At 64.7% G+C, this 19,897-nt stretch carries 19 protein-coding genes and 1 pseudogene; 13 read left to right on the forward strand and 7 right to left on the reverse strand.

Annotated features, from left to right (window positions below):
• Positions 1-29: 29 nt before the first annotated feature.
• The gene (locus F0Q45_RS03995; protein ID WP_149652692.1) at positions 30-1,622 is read right to left on the reverse strand and encodes a multicopper oxidase family protein; all 1,593 of its coding nucleotides are present in this window, start codon (positions 1,620-1,622) and stop codon (positions 30-32) included.
• Positions 1,623-1,743: 121 nt separating this feature from the next.
• Here F0Q45_RS03995 and F0Q45_RS04000 point away from each other — a divergent pair, with 121 nt between their 5' ends.
• From F0Q45_RS04000 to F0Q45_RS04010, 3 genes are all read left to right on the forward strand, one after another.
• Positions 1,744-2,151: a hypothetical protein gene (locus F0Q45_RS04000; protein WP_262490859.1), complete on the forward strand. Its 408-nt coding sequence runs from the start codon at positions 1,744-1,746 to the stop codon at positions 2,149-2,151.
• Positions 2,152-2,281: 130 nt separating this feature from the next.
• Positions 2,282-3,424, forward strand: coding sequence for a PLP-dependent cysteine synthase family protein (locus F0Q45_RS04005; protein WP_149652712.1), 1,143 nt, complete (start codon positions 2,282-2,284; stop codon positions 3,422-3,424).
• Positions 3,424-4,680, forward strand: coding sequence for an MFS transporter (locus tag F0Q45_RS04010; protein WP_149652693.1), 1,257 nt, complete (start codon positions 3,424-3,426; stop codon positions 4,678-4,680). The genes F0Q45_RS04005 and F0Q45_RS04010 overlap by 1 nt, the downstream gene beginning before the upstream one ends.
• A 125-nt stretch (positions 4,681-4,805) precedes the next feature.
• Here the strand turns inward: F0Q45_RS04010 and F0Q45_RS04015 are convergent, their stop codons facing one another.
• Positions 4,806-5,039 (reverse strand): hypothetical protein, encoded by a 234-nt coding sequence (locus F0Q45_RS04015; protein ID WP_149652694.1) that lies wholly within the window; start codon positions 5,037-5,039, stop codon positions 4,806-4,808.
• A gap of 621 nt (positions 5,040-5,660) precedes the next feature.
• Here F0Q45_RS04015 and F0Q45_RS04020 point away from each other — a divergent pair.
• A complete protein-coding gene (locus tag F0Q45_RS04020) occupies positions 5,661-6,107 on the forward strand; it encodes a DUF5994 family protein (RefSeq protein WP_188112779.1) in 447 nt (148 codons plus the stop codon).
• A 55-nt stretch (positions 6,108-6,162) separates the two neighbouring features.
• Here the strand turns inward: F0Q45_RS04020 and F0Q45_RS04025 are convergent, their stop codons facing one another.
• Positions 6,163-6,993 carry an SDR family NAD(P)-dependent oxidoreductase gene (locus F0Q45_RS04025; RefSeq protein WP_149652695.1) on the reverse strand — a complete coding sequence of 277 codons (831 nt, stop codon included), beginning with the start codon at positions 6,991-6,993 and terminating at the stop codon, positions 6,163-6,165.
• Positions 6,994-7,225: 232 nt separating this feature from the next.
• On the opposite strand from F0Q45_RS04025, the gene F0Q45_RS04030 reads away from it, so the two are divergent.
• Positions 7,226-8,383 (forward strand): thiolase family protein, encoded by a 1,158-nt coding sequence (locus F0Q45_RS04030; protein ID WP_149652696.1) that lies wholly within the window; start codon positions 7,226-7,228, stop codon positions 8,381-8,383.
• 265 nt (positions 8,384-8,648) lie between these two features.
• Here the strand turns inward: F0Q45_RS04030 and F0Q45_RS04035 are convergent, their stop codons facing one another.
• Both F0Q45_RS04035 and F0Q45_RS29010 read right to left on the reverse strand, forming a co-directional pair.
• Complete coding sequence (locus F0Q45_RS04035) at positions 8,649-10,292, reverse strand: PE family protein (protein WP_149652697.1); 1,644 nt, start codon at positions 10,290-10,292, stop codon at positions 8,649-8,651.
• A 423-nt stretch (positions 10,293-10,715) separates the two neighbouring features.
• A pseudogene (locus F0Q45_RS29010) lies at positions 10,716-11,119 on the reverse strand (cytochrome P450); the annotation flags it as partial.
• A 33-nt stretch (positions 11,120-11,152) separates the two neighbouring features.
• On the opposite strand from F0Q45_RS29010, the gene F0Q45_RS04040 reads away from it, so the two are divergent.
• A complete protein-coding gene (locus tag F0Q45_RS04040; protein ID WP_149652698.1) occupies positions 11,153-11,443 on the forward strand; it encodes a hypothetical protein in 291 nt (96 codons plus the stop codon).
• A complete protein-coding gene (locus F0Q45_RS04045; RefSeq protein ID WP_149652699.1) occupies positions 11,440-12,063 on the forward strand; it encodes a fatty-acid--CoA ligase in 624 nt (207 codons plus the stop codon). Before F0Q45_RS04040 ends, F0Q45_RS04045 begins: the two co-directional genes overlap by 4 nt.
• Positions 12,064-12,152: 89 nt before the next feature.
• Here the strand turns inward: F0Q45_RS04045 and F0Q45_RS04050 are convergent, their stop codons facing one another.
• The gene (locus tag F0Q45_RS04050; RefSeq protein ID WP_149652714.1) at positions 12,153-13,904 is read right to left on the reverse strand and encodes an alpha-keto acid decarboxylase family protein; all 1,752 of its coding nucleotides are present in this window, start codon (positions 13,902-13,904) and stop codon (positions 12,153-12,155) included.
• Here F0Q45_RS04050 and F0Q45_RS04055 point away from each other — a divergent pair.
• The 4 genes from F0Q45_RS04055 to F0Q45_RS04070 all read left to right on the forward strand — a co-directional run bounded on the left by F0Q45_RS04055 (position 13,903) and on the right by F0Q45_RS04070 (position 16,444).
• Complete coding sequence (locus F0Q45_RS04055) at positions 13,903-14,346, forward strand: SRPBCC family protein (RefSeq protein WP_149652700.1); 444 nt, start codon at positions 13,903-13,905, stop codon at positions 14,344-14,346. The genes F0Q45_RS04050 and F0Q45_RS04055 overlap by 2 nt on opposite strands.
• 5 nt (positions 14,347-14,351) lie before the next feature.
• On the forward strand, positions 14,352-15,431 hold the full coding sequence (locus tag F0Q45_RS04060) for a CaiB/BaiF CoA transferase family protein (RefSeq protein WP_149652701.1): 1,080 nt from the start codon (positions 14,352-14,354) through the stop codon (positions 15,429-15,431).
• Positions 15,432-15,496: 65 nt separating this feature from the next.
• Entirely contained in the window at positions 15,497-15,952 is a 456-nt protein-coding gene (locus F0Q45_RS04065) for an SRPBCC family protein (protein ID WP_149652702.1), read from the forward strand.
• Between the two features lie 51 nt (positions 15,953-16,003).
• Positions 16,004-16,444 carry an SRPBCC family protein gene (locus tag F0Q45_RS04070; RefSeq protein ID WP_188112777.1) on the forward strand — a complete coding sequence of 147 codons (441 nt, stop codon included), beginning with the start codon at positions 16,004-16,006 and terminating at the stop codon, positions 16,442-16,444.
• Positions 16,445-16,461: 17 nt separating this feature from the next.
• On the opposite strand, the gene F0Q45_RS04075 is transcribed toward F0Q45_RS04070, so the two are convergent.
• A complete protein-coding gene (locus F0Q45_RS04075) occupies positions 16,462-17,655 on the reverse strand; it encodes a pyridoxal phosphate-dependent aminotransferase (RefSeq protein ID WP_149652704.1) in 1,194 nt (397 codons plus the stop codon).
• Positions 17,656-17,872: 217 nt separating this feature from the next.
• Here F0Q45_RS04075 and F0Q45_RS04080 point away from each other — a divergent pair, with 217 nt between their 5' ends.
• On the forward strand, positions 17,873-19,084 hold the full coding sequence (locus F0Q45_RS04080) for an acetyl-CoA C-acetyltransferase (protein ID WP_149652705.1): 1,212 nt from the start codon (positions 17,873-17,875) through the stop codon (positions 19,082-19,084).
• A gap of 4 nt (positions 19,085-19,088) precedes the next feature.
• On the forward strand, positions 19,089-19,897 hold an 809-nt coding region (locus tag F0Q45_RS04085; RefSeq protein ID WP_149652706.1), incomplete at its 3' end, for an enoyl-CoA hydratase/isomerase family protein.

Genomic DNA, 19,897 nt, shown 5'->3' on the forward strand with positions numbered 1-19,897 from the left:
ATCTTCCAGCCGGACCGGTGGTGCCGCCGTCAAAAGATGTAGTCCAGGCGCGTCATCATTCCGGCGGCTAGATGATAAGCGTTGTGGCAGTGCATAACCCACGTACCAGGGTTTTCGGCGACAAGTACCGCCCGGACTTTTCGCCTCGGCAGCACGATCACGGTGTCCTTGCGGGCGCCGAGGGTACCGTCGGACTTGATTACCTGATAGGTGTGGCCGTGTAGGTGCATGGGGTGCCACATCATGGTGGTGTTGTCGAATAAGAGAGTCGGGCGTTGGCCTTGGCGGATATGCAGCGGATTGGTCTTGCTGTACGGCTCGCCGTTGATAGTCCAGTCGTATTTCGCCATGCTGCCCCCCAGGACAACCGGGAGTTCAAGGCCGGGTTCCGGTCGGCCCAGATTGACTGGTGTTGTGGCAGTGAACATCTCGATGGTGCCCACCATCTTGTTGAGTTCGCTGGGCCGGAACTGCGCGTCGGGCGGGCTGCCCGTCCCGGTGGATAGCAGTGCGCGAGCCACAGCGTTCTTGCCTTCAGCGAGGGCGACCAGCGGGAAGACGCCGGATGCCGCGGTGACCATGACGTCGTAGCGTTCGCCCATGCCCACCAACACTGCGTCGACTGGGATGGGAAGCACCGGGTACCCGTCGGTGTGGGTGACCGTCATCGAATGGCCTGCCAGCGCGACACGGAACGCGGTGTCGGCGGCGGCATTGATGATCCTTATCCGGATACGCTGACCCGGTTTTGCGTTGAAGGACACAGGGGCTGCGGGGATGCGCCCGTTGATCAGATAGTAGGGGTAATCGATATCGCCGGCGTCCCCGCCGAGCAGATCACTGTCGCCGACTCCACGGCTGGGCATCTCGGCGGTCGTTGTTGTCGTCGTTGTCTCGGTCGCTGACGTTGTTGGCGGACTGGGGCTAGTTGTCGTGGGCGTGGTCGGCATAGGTGGTGTTGGGTTCTTGTTCGGGTCAACCAGCGCGTCGTAGAGCTGTTGCGGGCTCTTCCCGGCACCGTCAGTCCAATCATCAATAACGACAATCCATTCGGCGTCGTAGCTGGCTGCCTCGGTCGGATCGTCGACGATGAGCGGCAGGTAAAGCCCTTTATCGGCGTCAAGGCCGGTATGCGGATGGGCCCAGTAGGTGCCGGGATCGGGGACGGAGAACCGGTAGGTGAAGTCCTGGCCGGCCGCGATGTTGGGGGTGGCAGGGGCGGCCCCGTCCATATCGTTGCGCAGGGCGATGCCGTGCCAGTGCACCGACGTGGCGTGGTCGAGCCGGTTCGTCACCGCCACGACAAGCTCATCACCGACTGTGGCGCGAATCAGCGGTCCCGGGACCGTGTTGCCGTAGGCCAGCGTCTGAACAACCGGCCCGCCCAGGTCGACCTCTGCCTGTTGCGGGGTCAAGCTGACAGTGACGGTTCTCCCGCTGTGCGGCCGGACCTGCTCGGCCGCAGCAATCGCGGCGGCCATGGCGGCATCGCCAGCTGGCTGAGTGGTCGACTGGCTGCAACCCGCCAGCGCTAATCCACTGGAGATTCCGGCACCGATAAAGCCGCGCCTGCTGAGCTGTACTCCGACCAAGGGATGACCGCTCGTTGGCAGTTGCGGCATCGGTTGCTCCTCGTCTTGGTTCATGCGGCCCTGCGCACTAACCCTGCTAGGACGCGGGGAGTTGCGCAACCCAGTGCGCACTCGGTCACTATATACCCAGAGGGGGTATATAGTGACGATCGTGAATGCTCGACGCGTGGTGTGGAGTCGGTCCGCGGTGGTCGCCGTCGGCGTGGTCGGGATGATCGCCGCGGTGGTTGCTCAATGCTGGCTCCCACGGGTTGATCGTCAGGCGGCGCATCCCAGCCATCCGCTGTTGTCGGTTGTGGGTAGTGAATTTGCGGTGAATAGCGGCCACTCGCACCTCGCCGACGATTCGACACTACCGTGCCCACCGCAGCACGCGGACGCGGTGTTGCCGCGGACGGACACCCCATTGTTGGAAGTGGCCGCGGTGGCGTCGAGTGCGGGCACCGCCGCTGTGCCGAGCTGTATGGCCGTACCGGAGGGCCGCGGCCCGCCGCCCGGGCCGGTTGCTGGTGGTTGTGCGACAGATCTGGTGATTCGGTTCCGCCTGGTTCGCCGCTGATTGGTCAGCGCCAGGCCGGGGCGACTATTCCCATGGCCGGTGACCGCTGACCCTTAATCACTGTGCCGCCGGTGATCTGCGGCCCTGATGCAGAAGCGATGACACCATGAACAAGCACAACCCGCGCACAATGCTTGCCAACCGCTCACCCGTAACCTCGTTGCGCCTGCGGCATAAGGGGGATCGTCACCGTCGGGTCCTCCAGAACTATCATCTGGCTCCCGTCCCAAACCGTCAACCCGGCAACATAATTGGCAACACGCCGGTGCTCTGGATACCGGCAACCGCAAAGCCGGGCGATCGTGGATTTTGGGCCAAGCTTGAAGGATTCAATCCCGGCGGCATGAAAGACCGCCCCGCAATGCACATGGTCGCGCGGGCTCGCGCCCGGGGCGACCTCGTGCCTGCTGCGCCCATCATCGAATCAACCAGCGGCACAATGGGACTGGGACTTGCGCTGGCGGGCAATGTGTACCGCCACCCAGTCACCCTGGTCACTGACCCCGGCCTGGAACCCATCGTCGCCCGCATGCTGGTCGCCTATGGTGCGCGCGTCGACATGGTCGCCGCGCCCCATCCGCTCGGCGGGTGGCAGCAGGCGCGTAAAGACCGCGTCGCCCAGTTGCTGGCCGCTGACCTCACCGCATGGAATCCCAACCAGTACGGCAACCCCGACAACGTCGATGCCTACCGGTCACTGGCGCGGGAGTTGATTGCCCAGCTCGGGCGCGTTGATGTGCTGGTCTGCTCGGTCGGAACCGGGGGCCATTCAGCCGGCACGGCGAAGGTACTGCGGGAGTTCAACCCGGGCATGCAGTTGATCGGCGTCGACACTGTGGGGTCGACGATCTTCGGCCAGCCTGCCACCAGCAGGCTGATGCGCGGTCTGGGTTCTAGCATCTATCCGGCCAATGTCGACTACGCCGCGTTCAACGAGGTGCACTGGGTCGCGCCGGCAGAAGCCGTCTGGGCCTGCCGCAACCTGGCCGCCACGCACTACGCCAGCGGCGGATGGAGCGTGGGCGCGGTTGCTCTGGTCGCCGAATGGGCCGCACGCACTCTGCCTGCGGGGACCACCATCGCCGCGGTATTTCCCGATGGCCCGCAACGCTATTTCGATACCATCTACAACGACGAGTTCTGCAACCGGCACGGGCTGCTCGGCGGCGAGCCTCCTACCCAGCCCGAAGAAATCGCCTCGCCGGCGGCCGCCGTCGTCACTCGATGGACGCGCACCACGACGGTGCTTGACCTGTCCCAGGTGGTGGCGTGATGGGGGTCCTGGCTCAGTTTCGTGCCTTCAACCGTTCCAGTCGCGTGCTGATGATCAACCAATTCGGCATCAACGTCGGCTTCTACATGCTGATGCCGTACCTGGCCGACTACCTGGCCGGTCCACTCGGACTGGCCACCTGGGCCGTAGGTCTGGTGCTGGGCGTGCGCAACTTTTCTCAGCAGGGCATGTTCTTCATCGGCGGCACGCTTGCCGATCGGTTCGGTTACAAGCCGATGATCGTAACCGGATGCCTAATTCGCACCGCCGGGTTCGGGCTGCTGGTGGTCGCGAATTCGCTGCCGAGTCTGCTGATAGCTGCTGCTGCAACAGGTTTCGCCGGCGCACTGTTCAATCCCGCGGTGCGCGCCTACCTCGCGGCGGAATCCGGTGACCGCAAGATCGAAGCATTTGCGATGTTTAACATCTGCTACCAGGCGGGGATCCTGCTGGGACCGTTGGTGGGCCTGGCGCTGTTGGCGCTGGACTTGCGGACCACCGCCCTGGGCGCAGCCTTTGTCTTCGCGGCATTGACCGTCACGCAGCTGTTTGCGCTACCAGAGCACCGACACGATCACGGTATGCAAGGGCGGCTCGGGCCGGACGCGACCTCGATCCTGTGCGGCTGGTGGACGATTATTCGCAACCGATCCTTCCTGTGGTTCGCCGCCGCCATGACCGGATGCTACGTACTGTCATTCCAGATCTATCTGGCCCTTCCCATGCAGGCATCAGTCCTGGCGCCACGGCGCCGATCTGTCTTGGTGGCGGCCCTCTTCGCGGTTTCGGCTTTGGTCACGATCGCTGGCCAGCTGCGCATCACCCGTTGGTTTGCTGCGCGCTGGCCGACGAGCCGCAGTCTGGTCGTCGGCGCCGCCATCCTGGCTGCATCGTTCGTGCCAGTGGCGTTGGCGCCAAACAACCAGCGGTTCGGCACTGGCATAGCGATGGGCGCATTGCTGCTGTCGGCTAGTCTGGTCGCCGTTGCTTCGGCGGCCTTGTTTCCGTTCGAAATGCGCACCGTGGCCACACTATCCGGCGACCGCTTGGTGGCGACGCATTACGGTTTCTACAGCTCCATTGCGGGAGTCGGAATACTGGTTGGAAACCTCGGAGTGGGGTCGCTATGGGGTGTGGCGCACCGGTTGAATGCCGAAGAATTGGTGTGGGTTGCTCTGATTCTGGTGGGACTTGTCGCAGTGCTCGGATTGGCCCTGCTCCCGTCGGAGCCCAGATCTGCGGCATTGGCCAGCTGACGACGTCGTCTGCGTTGCGGCGCCCCGCACCGGGCAGCGTGCGGATGCAAAGGGCGCCAACATGATTGAATGTACTATCCGATAGCGGGTGTCGGCTACCGGCGACCATTGGGCCACTAGGCCCGTTACCCCGCCTTGGCGTACCGGCGGACCAATTGATCCTCTTGGAAGGTGCTCGAATGCTGCAGACCCTCGTCGTCGCGCCCGAAAAATGTCCACAGCTTTGGGCTTTTCTGCGGACCGCTGATCAGCTTGACCGTGTAACGCCGATGGGTGGGATCCACGGTGCCGATGACGTCACCAACCCGGATCTCAGCGGGATGTATCTGAGGCGCGTCGCGCCAGTCGTGTATCTCCATACTATCCATCCTCGATTCGGTTACCGCCACACTACCCCGAATTCGTGCGGACGTTGGATACGCCTTATCGATCCGACGAAAGGCGCCAGTAGACCAGGGCGTTCAACCGCCCGGCGGGTCAAGGCTGCCATGTCTGGGAACACCGTTCACCTTTGTGGCACAACGCAATACCCACTAGTGCTACCGGCATGAGTGTCCGTTAGGAAACTATCGCCAACGTGTCGCCGAAAGCAGGGAGACTCGATCTGGTGGTAAGTGGGTCGCGCCGATGCCATGGCAGTCCGGGCTACAGACTGCCGTGAACTGTTGCACCTGTCAGGGAGCACCTGACGCGGCACATCGTGCCGCCAAAGCGCTGTTGTTGGCGTAGCGTAGAGGTGAGCTAGTTTCATTGTCAGCGATGGTCTGCTCCTCGGCGCGGATGATACCCACAGGCAGTGTGATTCTCCGGTTGTCCCAGGCGTGTGGGGCAGCCGATGCCCAAGAGAAGGAACTGCCCGTGCACAGTGCAACCGAAACGGTGGCGCAACCACTCGACCTCTCAGGTCGAGCCTGCGCGCAAGACAGGCCGGTGACCGCGAGCATCGGTTGCCTCGGCCGCAAACAGCGACACTTCCGGTGATCTATCCTACTGGCGGTTGGCGCCGGCCGAATCCCATCCGGGTGTCGTTGGCCCGCGAGTTTGGCCGCGATATCGATGGTGCGTGGTGGCCGCGTGCGGACCGCATCACGCGTGAATTGCCGGAGCTTGTTGCGGTGCTGACTCCTGCGCTGGGAGACATCACGTCCATTAACGTCAACTGGCCTGTTTTGCAACGACCACCCGACTTCAACTGGCCAGGGTGGGAACGAAAACGCCAGCACATCATTACCGTCACTGGCGGTGATGCTCGCGCCAACCTACTGATCATTCCTTACTCGACCTACAGTGCTCTGGCACGGATGGTGCTGCGCTGCGCTGCCGATTTGCCCGTGGACGTTGCGCACCATGGAAAATCCGCGTTTTTGACCGCGGGATCGATTGTGCGAGCGGCCCAACAGCAACAGCAGGCGGCTGGTAGCTGTTGACGGGGGGAGTCAGCGCAGCGGTGTCGAACGGTCAACGCGAGAGTTCGATAGGTCGTCAATGGGGCCAGCCGTCGGCGGCCTGCTCGTCGAAGCTGCGATCGATGCGCTCGAACCTGCGCCGGATAGAGGCGCGGGAAGCTTGGTGCGGAAGGACGTAGAGGCGGTTGGCGACGATCGCGTCCGCCGTTAGCCGTGCCACGTCGTCGACACTAAGGCCGGCGTCCTGTGCCGGAAGTGGCCCAACCGATCCCGCCACATCGGGTGAGGAAGCCAGTCCGTAGTCCGCGCCTCGGATTCGTTCGGAGTTGGAAACCAGCTTGGTCTCAACAACCATTGGACACAGCACCGAAACTCCGATGCCGCGGTCCTTGACTTCGCGCGCCAGGGTTTCTGCCAGGCCGACAACGCCGTATTTGGCAACGCCATATGCTCCGAGGCCGGCATTGGGTACCAGTCCGGCAAAAGATGCGGTGAAGGCGATGTGGCCGCCTCGCTCAAGCAACTTGGGCAGGAACGCTTCGACGGCATGAATCGATCCCCACAGGTCGATATCGATCACCCAGCGCCAGTCGTCGTGCGTCATGTCCGCGATCGGACCGGCCACAACAATGCCGGCGTTGCTGAAGACGATGTCGATTCGGCCCAGCAGTCGGGACGCTTGCGTGGCGAGATGGGTGACCTCGCGTAGATGGCGGACATCGCACGGCACGCCGTGCGCCTCGAACCCGTTCGCGCGCAAGTGTGCGACGGCCTGCTCGAGCCCCGGCTGGTCGACGTCGGCAAGCACGACACCGGCCCCGCGGCGGGCGAATTCCGTTGCAGTGGCCAGGCCTATCCCATTCGCACCGCCAGTGATGACCGCCCCGCGCCCGCCAAACCCGTCCATAGGACGAAACCCTATTGCAGGCGGCCTGCTGCGTCGACGGGTGGCGCACAAGGTGAAGCCCTGGGGCCGGCTGCGGCGGCACAATGCCCGGCGAGCAGCCGCAGAATCGCATTGTGCTGCCGACAAAGATGCGACTTTGGTTGCATAACCGATGCGACTCCAGGCCGCGGCGGGCGACGTCGTTTACTAATGGTGGGCGGTAGCGAATGCCGAAGCGATCGGAGAGCACAGTATGCGTGAAATAGTCATCGTCGAGGCTGTTCGTACCGCGGTGGGCAAGCGCAACGGCGGGTTATCCGGTACGCATCCGGTCGACCTGTCTGCGCTTGTCCTCAACGAGTTGCTGCAACGCACCGCGCTCAGGCCGGAAGTTATCGACGATGTGATCTGGGGCTGCGTGTCCCAGGTTGGGGACCAGTCCAGCAATATCGGCCGCTACGCGGCGCTCGCCGCCGGTTGGCCGGAAAGCATCCCGGGAACCACCGTCAACCGGGCATGCGGATCCAGCCAGCAGGCCCTGGACTTCGCGGTGCAGGCAGTGATGTCAGGCCAGCAGGATGTCGTAGTAGCCGGCGGCGTCGAGATGATGAGCCGGGTTCCGCTCGGCGCGGCCAGGGCAACGGGGATGCCATACGGCCCGAAAGTGCTTGCCCGGTATAACAATTTCTCGTTCAACCAAGGTTTGTCGGCCGAAATGATCGCCAAGAAGTGGGGGTTCACCCGCCGCGGACTGGACGAATATGCTGCGTTGTCGCATGAGCGCGCGGCCGCGGCCCAGGACGGTGGCGCCTTCATCGATCAAATTGTCCCGGTGTTCCCGGACCAGGGCGACAAGGCAACCGTGGTCAACGCCGATGAGGGTGTACGCCGGGAAACCACCGTGGAGAAGCTCGCCGCGCTCAAACCCGCGTTCGTCGAAGACGGACTGATTCACGCCGGCAACTCCTCTCAGATATCCGATGGGGCAGCGGCATTGCTGGTGACGACGTCGCAGATGGCGTTGGAGCTGGGCTTGACACCGATCGTGCGATACCGCGCCGGCGCGGTCACCGGAGCTGACCCGGTGCTGATGCTCACCGGCCCGATTCCGGCGACCGAAAAGGTACTGCGCAAGGCCGGCGTTGCATTGTCGGAGGTCGGCGTCTTCGAAGTCAACGAGGCCTTTGCGCCGGTGCCGCTGGCCTGGCTCGCCGAAACCGGTGCCGACCCAAATCGGCTGAATCCGCTCGGTGGCGCCATCGCGCTGGGCCACCCGCTGGGTGCCTCCGGCGCCGTGCTGATGACGCGCATGGTCCATCACATGCGCGACAGAGGAATTCGCTACGGTTTGCAGACCATGTGCGAAGGCGGTGGCACGGCCAACGCGACCTTGGTGGAACTGGTGGGCTAAGTAGTGGCCGGCGAGAGGCAATTGACAGCGTCGCCAAGCATTGCAAGATACGCCGACCGCGAATCTGGCGACGCCGATTAGGGACTACTGGCGTTAGCGGTCGTCGTGGTCATGGTGATATTGACGCTGTGGCTGGAACTATTCAGCCAGACCGACGACGACAACGCGTTGGCACCAAACCACTTTCATCACGTCGCAACGGACGCGAAGGTGAGCGGACTGTCGAATGCCCAGCTGAGCAAGCGATTCGGCAGACCTGACCGGTTTAGCCAGGCAGACCGTTGAGGCCGGCCGCCCCGACGGCGCCAGGTTGTCCGGGGCCACCGGGGAGGCCGATCGGCGATCCTCCGGCAAAGCCACCGGTCCCGGCGCTGCCGCCGGCCCCGCCCGCTGCGCCTATGCCGCCGAGGCCAGCGCCGCCGGCAACACCGAACAGTCCGCCGCTGCCGCCGCTGCCGCCGTTGCCGCCATTGCCGCCGTCGCCGCCGTCTCCGCCGTTGCCGCCCGCGCCTCCGGTGCCACCGACACCTTGGCCGACGACACCCGGCCCGCCATTGCCGCCGTTGCCGCCGGGACCGCCGCTAGCGCCGGCGCCGCCCATCCCAGCGTTACCCCCGATGCCGCCTAACCCGCCGTTTCCAAATAGCAAACCGCCGTTACCGCCCGCACCCCCAGCGCCGCCGCTCCCTCCGGCGCCGCCAGCGGCGCCTACGCCACCCGACCCGCCGGCACCACCAGCGCCCCCGAGGCCGGTGCTGCTGTCGCCGCCGTCGCCGCCGGTGCCGCCCGCGGCGCCGAGTCCGCCGGTACCGCCGGTACCGCCGGCGCCGCCCAGGGCACCTGATGTGCCAGTGCCGCCGGTACCGCCGGTTCCCCCGGGGGCGCCAGGTCCGCCCACGCCGCCTGTGCCGCCGACCCCGCCGATGCTATCCAATCCATCCGAGCTGCCGCCCTGACCACCGGCGCCGCCTGGGGCACCGACGCCGCCGATACCTCCCGTGCCACCCGTGCCTCCCTGTAAGGCGCCGTCGCCGCCTTGACCGCCGGTTCCGCCCTGCTGGCCGGTGGTAGAGGTACTGACTCCGTTGTCGCCGGGGAAGCCGGTAAAGCCGGCGGGGTTTCCGGGGCCCGCGGCGGACCCGGGATTCGCCGGGGCTCCTGGCGGCAGAGGGGTGGGGTTGACGCCGGTGGCCCCATGTGCCCCGAGGCCCCCGATGCCGCCGGCTCCGCCCTGGCCGATGAGACCGGCGGCTCCGCCGTTGCCGCCGCTGCCGCCGTTGCCGCCCGGCAGGACGCCGTTGCCGCCGTTGCCGCCGGCCCCACCGGGGCCGTAGATCAGCCCACCGCCACCACCGTTACCGCCGGGGGCACCAGGCGCGCCGAGCCCGCCGGCGCCGCCGGTGCCGAACAGCCCGGCAGCCCCGCCATTGCCGCCGCGAGGATTGGCAACCCCGCCTGAGCCGCCGTTGCCGCCATTTCCAAGCAACAGCCCGCCGGCCCCGCCGTTTTGTCCGGTCCCGGGCGCACCGTCGGCGCCGTTGCCGATCAACGGGCGGCCCAGCAGCGCCTGCGTTGGCGCATTGATCACGCCGAGCAAACCTTGTTCTAGCGCCTGCAACGGCGAGGCGCTGGCAGCCTCGGCGACCGCGTACGAGCCCGCGGCCGCCGATACGGCGCGCACGAACTGGTCCTGAAAAGCCGCAGCTTGGGTGCTGATTGCTTGGTAGGCCTGGGCGTGCCCGGAAAATAGCGCTGCGATCGCCGCCGAGACCTCATCTGCGCCGGCGGCCAGCACCGTCGTGGTTTGTGCCGCCGCCGCGGCATTAGCCGCGCTAATGGTCGATCCGATACCCGTCAAATCCGCTGCCGCCGCAGCTAACACTTCGGGTATTGCGGTGACAAACGCCATGAGCTGCGTCCTTACCTGACAAGCCGACTATCGCCAGAGCCTATCGCAATCGGAATCGGTATTGAGCGTATTTGGCAGTACTTGCGGCCTGCCTTTGCCGCGCCGGTGGCGCAGCGGCTCAGCTCGCTCAGCTCGCTCAGATAGGTCATCGCCACGGACGTACCGTGCTGCCTCGTCACCACTTAAGCCAGCCAGTGCGGGCCGACAGCCGTCGGCCCTATCGCGACGTAAGCTGCGGGCAGCAATATAGATCGGTACTTGGTGACCGACAACGTCTGGCGAGGTCACTGCCGCACCGCCTCGTCGTTTGGGATGTGACCTCTGGCAGTGGGACCGCCAGCATAGCGTCATAGCGCGACATGAAATCGAGCAGCTGCTCCAGCGCGAGCGCGCATTCCACTGTGTGCAGTTCGATATCCTCCACGAACGCCGGATCTGATACCGCGACGGCTGCACGTAGCGCAGTAGTTCTTCTACCGCGGCGGGGATTTTCCCGGGATCGTCGAGCAACTGCTGCCATTGCTCGGGAAAACCCGGCGAACACCACCGGTGCGTTGCTGACGCGCTTCGCCACTGTCTCAGCTCCGGCACCGCCTAATAGTGTTGCAAATGAGACGATTTCGATGTCGTCGAGCTTGGTCTTAGCTCCGTCCTCACCTCCGACCGCGGCTTTCAACAACATGGTGCACGCGGCGTTGTCTGACCAGGTCGTACTACAGCATCGCGGTGTCGGTGTTGGCTTGCCCGGCATGCTCGCCAGGCTCGACCTGCCCGGGTTCGCGATGAAATGACTCGTCGATCCAGTGCCGCACTTGGCTGCCGGCCCTCAGCCCGCCATCGTCGGAGTTACGCTTGCCCGCATGCGGGCTGCGGTGCTGCGGGTCAAGGTCGACCCGACGGGTGTGCGTTCCTTTTCGCGGCTACGTGAGGGCATGGCTGCTCTCATCGGGTCAGTTGACGAAATGAGCCCCGACATGGTTGAGAAAGCCCTCGGTCGGGAGGTCGAGCCGCTCATCGACCGCAATCGGGCAGTAGCGGCAAAGGACACGGCAATTGAATTGTGCACCAAAGCGTTCCGAACCATCCTGGTGGTCGGCGTAACCGTTGACCAGCTCACTCGGCGGCTGCCGGCGACCGGAGTCCGACGATGACGAATGACATCCATTCGATGGTGATCGCCTCCGACTATCGCGTCCCGGATCCGAAAACGGTGTGCGCACTACTTGAGCGCAACAAGTCGGCACTGGCTGACATCGGCGCCCATCACGTTCTCGTCTACGCGTCAACGCACGACTACGGCCGCGTTTTGGTGCTGATCGGCGTGCACAGCCGCGAACCCGTCGTGGAATTACTACGCTCGCAGGTCTTTTTCGACTGGTTCGAGGCGGCGGGCGTCCAGGACATCCCCGCGGTATTCGCCGGCGAAATTGTCGACAGAATTGTTGCCGCGCCGCGGGATCGCCCGAAAGCGCCCGGTGTTGTGGTGGCCGCGATTGCCTCGGTGGACAACCTGGTGACGTTAACCGCCGAGATCGGCCTTGCCAAGGATCGATTTACCGCGGCCGGGGTGCGAAAGACATGGGTTTTTCAGGCGTTCGACGACGATCACGAGGTACTGATCTTGCAGGAGTTCCCCCACGAGGCCGCTGCCCTGGAGTGGATCGGCCATCCTGACGCCGTGGCCCAGTGGATGGATAGAGCCGGAGTGGGTGCCTACCCGCCGCTGTTCGTGGGCCGGCTCTTCGAGGTGATGCGGATCGAGACGCAGTGAGCAGTCAAACGATGTCTCTGTGCGTGCGCCACACCGTTCGGGCGATCCGCACCGCATCGAGCCACGGGCCAACACCCGCACCCGGTCCCTCAGCGTCGCACACTGCCGTCGGGCGACACCGGCCGAACCAGTTCGTGCAGCAGGTGTGGGATTTCTAGCCGCGGCAGCACCGCTTCCACGAGCACCATGCGATCCTGTTGCTGTGCAGCCGCGGTCAGCGCATGATCGAGTTCGCCATACGTGTGCGCCCGAAACACCAAGTGGTTCTTCACTCCCAGCGCATCCGGGATGTCAGGCCAGCTCCAGCTGACAATGTCGTTGTAGGGAGCCGTTGGTCCGTGAATCGCGCGTTCGATGGTGTAACCGTCGTTGTTGACCACCACGATGACCGGGCACAGGCCCTCGCGGGAGAAGGTGCCGAGCTCCTGCACGGTCAGTTGGGCGGCCCCATCTCCGATCAGCAACACCGTCCTGCGGTCACGATGTGCCACCGCGGCCCCGAGCGCCGCAGGTAACGTGTAACCGATTGAGCCCCAAAGGGGTTGACCGATGAAGGTGACGCCATGTGGCAACCGGTGGTCGGCCATGCCGTAGAACGAGGTGCCCTGCTCGGCCAGTACTACGTTGCCGGGCGTGAGCGCGTCGTTGAGCCGGTCCCACAGCACCTTTTGGGTCAGCGGCTCGTCGTGCGTTGGTGTAGGCGTTGGTGGGTGGTTGGCCGGGGCCGGCACGGGTGGTGAGTTTATCCCGCGCTCGGCCAGGATTTGCGCCAGCGCATTCAATGCGGCATTCATTTCCAGCGGCGCGAATACCTGCCCCGCCACCGTGCTTTGATATTGCCCGACGTCGATGGTGCGCGCCGGGTCAATGCGCTGACTGAAGAATCCGCTGACCATGTCAGTGAACACCACTCCGGCCGTCACCAGCACGGGTGCGTCTTCGATCGCGGCGCGTACCCGTTCTGCGCTGGCCGCTCCGGCGTAGATGCCCATAAAATTGGGTGAACTCTCGTCGAGCAGACTTTTTCCCCACATCAACGTGGCATGCGGCACGACGTCGGCGGCCAGCAATTTCTCCAGCGCATCGACAGCCCGCAAGCGGTGAACCAGCAAGTCAGCGAGAACGGTCAGCTGATGTTCGCCGATCAGTGAACGGGCGGTTTCGATGAACAGCGACAGCGCGCGGGGGCTGGTGCCGCCGCCAACGGGGGGCAGCGGGGCACCGGGTGGTTCGGTGGGGAACCGCGCCACGTCAGTGGACAGCAAAATGTATCCGGGTCGCTTGTGTTCCCGCACCTCACACAGCACCCGGTCGATCTCTCGGCAAGCCGTTGCCGGCATGAGACTGGCTTGGGCGCAGGTGATTTCACGGCTGATTCGGAAGAAGTGCTCGAAGTCGCCATCGCCAAGCGAATGGTGCAGCGCGCGCCGGGTGCCCTGGGCATCTTTGGAGGGGCCACCGACGACATGAACTACCGGCACGTGCTCGGCGTAGCTACCTGCAATCGCGTTGGTCGCCGAGAGTTCGCCCACCCCGAATGTCGTTACCACCGCTGCCATTCCACGCAGCCGTCCGTAACCGTCGGCGGCATATCCGGCGTTGAGCTCGTTGGCGTTGCCCACCCACCGTATGGCCGGATGGGCCACGATGTGGTCGAGAAATTCCAGGTTGTAGTCCCCCGGAACACCGAAGATCTCCGAGACCCCGAGTTCGGCGAGGCGGTCAAGCAGATAGTCACCGACGGTGTACCCGGCGTCATTCGCGCGATCAGTCACGAACACGACGGTACGCTGGACGAAGTTCTTCCCGCTCGGACGGCGCTTCGCTAAGGTGCGGGCCATGGCAATCAAAGAGTTCCGCGACATCGTCATCGAAGCTAGCCCGGAGGAGATTCTGGACGTCATCGCCGACTTCGAAGCGCTGCCTGAGTGGTCGGAACCCCATCAGAGCGCTGAAGTCCTCGAGACCGGAGATGACGGGCGGCCCAGCCAAGTGAAGATGAGGGTCAAGACGGCGGGCGTTACCGACGAGCAGGTGGTGGCCTACACCTGGGCCGATAACGAGGTGAGCTGGACGCTGGTCAGCTCCCCTCAGCAGAAGTCGCAGGACGGTAAATACACCTTGGTTCCCCAGGGTGACAACACGTTGGTGAAGTTTGAGATCGCCCTCGACCCGAACGTGCCGTTGCCGGGCTTTGTGCTCAAGCGCGCCGTCAAAGGGACGATCGACAGTGCGACAAAAGCGCTACGCGATCAGGTGCTCAAGGTGAAGAAAGGCAAATAATCACTGTGATTGGCGGGGGGCCGCTGGCCGGAGTGAAGGTCATCGAGCTCGGCGGCATCGGACCAGGCCCGCATGCGGGGATGGTGCTCGCCGACTTAGGGGCCGACGTGGTACGGGTGCGTCGCCCTGGCGGCTTGACCATGCCGTCCGAAGATCGCGATCTGCTGCACCGGGGTAAGCGGATCGTCGACCTGGACGTCAAGACGCAGCCGGGTGTATTGCTCGAGCTGGTCGCCAAGGCTGATGTGCTGCTGGACTGCTTTCGGCCGGGAACCTGCGAGCGACTGGGCATCGGGCCCGCGGACTGTGCAGCGGTGAACTCACGGCTGATCTTTGCCCGCATCACCGGGTGGGGACAGGACGGGCCATTGGCCGCCACGGCAGGCCATGACATCAACTATTTGTCGCAGACCGGAGCGCTGTCGGCGTTGGGTTACGCCGACCGCCCGCCGATGCCACCGTTGAACCTGGTTGCCGACTTCGGCGGGGGCTCCATGCTGGTGCTGCTCGGCATTGTGGCCGCACTCTATGAGCGGGAACGCTCCGGCCAGGGGCAGGTTATCGACGCCGCGATGGTCGACGGCGTCAGCGTGCTCGCGCAGATGATGTGGACCATGAAGGCTATCGGCAGCTTGCGCGACCGGCGCGAATCGTTTCTGCTCGACGGCGGCGCCCCGTTCTACCGTTGTTACGAAACCGCTGACGGCAAGTACATGGCGGTGGGCGCTATCGAGCCGCAGTTTTTCGCGGCGCTGCTGGCCGGGCTCGGCCTGACGGCGAATGACGTGCCGAACCAGCTCGATATCGGCTCGTATCCGCAGATGGGGGAGATCTTCGCCGCACGATTCGCCGGCCGAACCCGCGACGAATGGACTGATGTTTTCGCCGGCACCGATGCCTGCGTGACCCCGGTGCTGACGTGGAGCGAGGCGGCCGGCAACGATCATTTGCGAGCACGGTCGACGCTGATCACCGCCCACGGCGTGGACCAGGCCGCGCCCGCACCGCGCTTCTCCCGAACGTCGGCCGGATCGGTCGGGCCGCCGCCGGCGGTGACCACCCCGATTGACGAAATCAATTGGTGACGATCTTTGGGATATTTGCGCCGAAGTCGGTCCGCCGCCGCGGCTGCGTTGCTAGCGTGAACTTAGTGGCCGTCAAAGCATCACGGGAAATAGTCATCGATGCGCCTCCGGACGTGGTCATGGAGGTGCTGGCCGACGTAAGTGTTCTAACTTCCTGGTCACCACTGCACAAGCGGGTGGAAGTGATCGACTACTACCCGGACGGTCGTCCCCACCATGTGAAAGCCACCGTCAAGATTCTGGGCTTGGTGGATAAGGAGATCCTGGAATACCACTGGGGCCCGGACTGGATGTGCTGGGACGCGAACCAGACCTACCAGCAGCACGGGCAGCACATTGAGACCACCGTCAAACCTGAAGGGGTCGATACGTCACGCGTGCGGTTCGACATCACCGTGGAGCCGGCCGGGCCGATTCCCGGTTTCGTCGTCAAGCGAGCCAGCGAGCAGGTACTTGATGCCGCGGCCAAGGGGCTCAAAGAACTTATCATGGGTCGCGGCGGCGTGGACCAGCCGACGTAGTTCGATTTTCTGGGCTCCGTACCGTGGTTCGTGGTTGCTAGTTTGGTGTCGGTGGCTGTCCAAGCGTCGCAGGAAATTGTCATTAGCGCGCCCCCTGACGTGATCATGGGGGCGCTCGCTGACATGGATGCGGTGCCGTCCTGGTCGTCGGTTCATAAACGGGTTGAAGTTGTCGACACTCATCCCGACGGTCGACCGCACCACGTGAAAGTCACCGTCAAAGTGGTGGGGTTCGTGGACACCCAACTGCTCGAATACCATTGGGGGCCAGACTGGATGGTCTGGGATGCGCGCAAAACCGCCCAGCAACACGGCCAGCACGGGGAGTACAACCTGCGTCGTGAGGGCGAAGACAAGACACGGGTTCACTTCACTTTGACCGTCGAACCCTCGGCGCCGCTGCCGGAGTTCTTAATCAAACGTGCCCGCAAGAAGATCCTCAATGCCGCCCTGGAGGGTCTGCGCGAGCGCGTTATGCGCGCCGCCGATTAGGCCAGCTAGCCCGGCAGCTAGCCCAAAATAGCCCCGTCGCGCAGCACGGCCAGTCGCCGGATCGCATCGGCCAGGGTGTCCTCGCGTTTGCAGAAGGCGAAACGCACCAGGTGATTCCACAGGTCGGCGTGCTGGGCCGCCCGGTCGCAGAACGCCGACATGGGGATAGCGGCCACCCCGACCTTTTCCGGCAGGGCCGCGCAGAACGCCGTGCTGTCCTGGTAGCCGAGTGGACGCGGATCGGCGCACAAGAAATAGGTCCCATGACTGTCATGCACGGCAAAGCCGATCTCGCGCAGTCCAGCGGCCAACCGATCGCGTCTGGTCTGCAAAGACCTCCGCAGCGCCGCTACCCAGGCGTCCTCGGTGTCCAGGGCAAGGGCCACCGCGGGCTGGAAGGGCGCGCCGCCGACGTAGCTCAGATACTGTTTGGCCGCGCGCACCCCTGAGATGAGTTGGGCTGGGCCGCAAGCCCATCCGATCTTCCAGCCGGTGCAGTTGAACATCTTGGCCGCGCTGGAGATCGTCACCGTGCGCTCGGCCATGCCGTCGAAGCCGGCCAGCGGCATGTGCGCGTGGCCGTCGGGGGAGGGGTACACCAGGTGCTCGTAGACCTCGTCGGTGATCACCAACAGGTCCGCAGCTACCGCGATCTCCGCAATAGCTGCCAGTTCGTCTGCATTGAGCACTGTTCCGGTCGGATTGTGCGGCGAGTTGACGATCAGCGCCCGCGTGTGGGATGTCACGGCACGCTGCAATGCGTCGACGTCTAGCGCAAACCCGCCGCCATCGGGCACCAGCGGCACGGTCACCCGGCGGGCGCCGGCCATCGCCACCACCGGCGAATAGGAGTCGTAGAACGGCTCGATCAGAAGCACTTCCGATCCGGGTTCGACCAGGCCCAACACCGCCGCCGCGATCGCCTCGGTGGCACCGACGGTCACCAGTATTTCGGTGTCGGGGTTGTACTGGACCCCGAAATGTCGCCGGCGTTGGGCGGCGACAGCCTGCCGCAGGGCCGCGACGCCTATCCCCGGCGGATATTGGTTGGCTCCCGACGCGATGGCGTCTTGCGCAGCCCTCAGCATCGCCGACGGCCCGTCCTCGTCAGGAAAGCCCTGCCCAAGGTTGACCGCGCCAATCCGCGCGGCCAGCGCCGACATCTCGGCGAACACCGTCGTCGCATAGGGCTGCAGTCGCGACACTGTCATGGCAGACGAGCTTAGGGCGCCTGGCCTGAGCCGAGCGTGAGCCCAGCTTCACGCTCGGTCTCGAACGTGAAGCCAGCTTCACGTTCCATGGCGGCCAGCAACGCCGTCCCAACCAACAGGTTGGCCGACGGCCCTGTTAGTGTGCGTCTACTGGACCTAGTCTTGAAGTGCCGGCAAGAACCATCCCAAACCCCCTTTTCGCGAACAGGAAGTCGACATGTCCGAAGAAGCCTTCATCTACGAGGCCATCCGCACCCCGCGCGGCAAGCAAAAAAACGGATCGTTGCACGAAGTCAAGCCAGTGAGCCTGGTCGTCGGCCTGATCGAGGAGCTGCGCAAGCGTCACCCCGACCTGGACGAGAACCTGATCAGCGACGTCATTCTGGGTTGTGTCTCACCCGTGGGTGACCAGGGCGGCGATATCGCCCGCGCCGCGGTGCTGGCCGCGGGCATGCCGGTCACCTCGGGCGGCGTGCAGCTCAACCGGTTCTGCGCATCGGGCCTGGAGGCTGTCAACACCGCCGCGCAGAAGGTACGTTCCGGCTGGGACGACCTGGTGCTGGCCGGTGGTGTGGAGTCGATGAGCCGCGTGCCGATGGGATCCGACGGCGGCGCCCTGGGGCTGGACCCTGCCACCAACTACGACGTGATGTTTGTTCCGCAGGGCATCGGCGCCGACTTGATCGCCACCATCGAGGGCTTCTCCCGCGAAGACGTCGACGCTTACGCGTTGCGCAGCCAGGAGAGAGCCGCCGACGCGTGGTCGGGCGGCTACTTCGCCAAGTCGGTGGTACCGGTCCGTGACCAGAATGGCCTGCTGATTCTCGACCACGACGAGCACATGCGGCCCGACACCACCATGGAAGGTCTGGCCAAGTTGAAGCCGGCCTTCGAGGGGCTTGCGGCGTTGGGCGGCTTCGACGATGTCGCGCTGCAGAAGTACCACTGGATCGAGAAGATCAACCACGTCCACACTGGCGGCAACAGCTCCGGGATTGTCGACGGTGCCGCGCTGGTGATGATCGGCTCAGAAAAGGCGGGGCAGGCCGCCAATTTGACCCCGCGGGCCCGCATTCTGGCCACCGCCACCAGCGGCGCCGACCCGGTGATCATGCTGACCGGCCCCACTCCGGCCACGCTTAAGGTGCTCGACCGGGCCGGGTTAACCGTCGACGACATCGACCTCTTCGAGCTCAACGAGGCGTTCGCGTCGGTGGTACTCAAGTTCCAGAAGGACCTGAACATCCCCGACGAGAAGCTCAACGTCAACGGCGGCGCCATCGCGATGGGCCACCCGCTGGGCGCTACCGGCGCGATGATCTTAGGCACTATGGTCGACGAACTGGAGCGCCGCAACGCCCGGCGGGCGCTCGTCACGCTATGTATTGGCGGCGGCATGGGTGTCGCTACGGTTATCGAGAGGGTCTAACAGTATGCCCGACAACACAATTCAGTGGGACAAGGATGCCGACGGCATTGTCACGCTGACCATGGACGACCCGTCGGGTTCGGCCAACGTCATGAACGAGGCCTACATCGAGTCGATGGGCAAGGCCGTGGATCGACTGGTCGCCGAAAAGGATTCGATCACCGGTGTGGTGATCACCAGTGGCAAGAAGACCTTCTTCGCCGGTGGCGACGTGAAGACCATGATCCAAGCCAAGCCGGAGGATGCCGGCGACGTGTTCGACACTGTCGAGACGGTCAAGAGGCAGCTGCGCGCGCTGGAGACGCTGGGCAAGCCGGTGGCCGCCGCCATCAATGGGGCAGCGCTGGGCGGTGGTCTGGAGATCGCGCTGGCCTGTCATCACCGCATCGCGGCCGACGTCAAGGGCAGCCAGATCGGGCTGCCCGAAGTGACGTTGGGGCTGCTGCCCGGTGGCGGCGGGGTGACCCGCACGGTGCGGATGCTGGGCATTCAGAACGCGTTTGTGTCCGTGCTGGCGCAAGGCACCCGGTTCAAGCCGGCCAAGGCCAAGGAGATCGGGCTGGTCGACGAGGTGGTGCCCACGGTGGAGGAGCTGGTCCCGACCGCCAAGGCGTGGATCAAGGCGAACCCGGATGCGCACGAGCAGCCGTGGGACAAGAAGGGTTACAAGATGCCCGGCGGTACCCCGTCGTCGCCCGGGTTGGCGGCCATACTGCCGTCGTTCCCGTCGAACCTGCGCAAGCAGCTCAAGGGCGCGCCGATGCCGGCGCCGCGGGCCATCCTGGCTGCCGCGGTCGAGGGCGCGCAGGTCGA

The organism is Mycobacterium simiae (assembly GCF_008370645.1).
GTDB lineage: Bacteria > Actinomycetota > Actinomycetes > Mycobacteriales > Mycobacteriaceae > Mycobacterium > Mycobacterium simiae_A.